This window comes from Microvirga sp. P4_G7 (assembly GCF_056401005.1).
This window is the reverse complement of sequence record NZ_JBFUKD010001070.1, coordinates 1-782: the sequence shown is the minus strand read 5'-3', so window position 1 is coordinate 782 and position 782 is coordinate 1. Positions and strand designations below refer to the sequence as shown.

Below are 782 nucleotides of genomic sequence, written 5' to 3'. Positions count from 1 at the left end.
GCAAACGCCTTGTATCGGTCGTCGGAAAGGCGATTGGCGAAACTCGCCTTATCCTCGATGCCTTCCGTCAAGACCTTACGCATGAAGGCCTTGGCGTAAGTCATGTCCTCAAGGCCGTGCGCCTTCATCGCGTAACTATAAAGGCGATGATCCTTGAGAAAATCGTCGATCGATTTCACATTTCCGATGTTTTCGAGATAGTAGGCCGTATCCCGCGCAATGATGGGATCGGACGCGGTGCGGGCGAGGGATTTTTGCAAATCCCTGGTAATCAGCTGGTAGTTTGTGAATGTCGTCAGCATGGCGGACCCCACCTCGATCCTGCTGTGCTAGGCCGCAGAGCTTGCCCGAACCTTTCCCCGACCCTTCCAGCCTCGCGCAAGCCTGACTCCGTAGATCTCCTGCCTCGTACAGTGCAAGTGAGGCTGGTTCGTTGGGCGTCATCATCGGCTTAGTGATTGCTATCGGCTCTCTCCTCGGCGGGTTCGCCGCCATGGGTGGGCATCTCGCCGTCATTTGGCAGCCGTGGGAGTTCGTCATCATCGGCGGCATTGCTGTCGGTACCTATATCGTCGCCAATCCGATGGCCCTGGTCGCCGACACGGGACGCGCCGCGGTCGAAGCCGTGACCGGAGCCGTCCCGAAACGCCGCGAATACCTTGCGCTTCTCGGCCTTCTCTACGCCCTGATGCGTGAATTGCGAACGAAACCGCGCAACGAGGTCGAGGGCCATATATGCGTGAATTGCGAACGAAACCGCGCAACGAGGTCGAGGGCCATAT

At 58.2% G+C, this 782-nt stretch carries 2 protein-coding genes; one reads left to right on the top strand and one right to left on the bottom strand.

All coding sequences use genetic code 11. From position 1 onward, the window contains the following. Window positions 1-302: DUF1217 domain-containing protein (locus AC1DT3_RS23080; protein ID WP_477467489.1), on the bottom strand; the 302-nt coding region annotated here is incomplete at its 3' end. A 131-nt stretch (window positions 303-433) separates the two neighbouring features. Between AC1DT3_RS23080 and AC1DT3_RS23075 the strand changes: the two genes are divergently transcribed. Beyond that, a partial coding sequence (locus AC1DT3_RS23075; RefSeq protein ID WP_477467488.1) for a motility-associated protein occupies window positions 434-782 on the top strand: 349 nt, incomplete at its 3' end.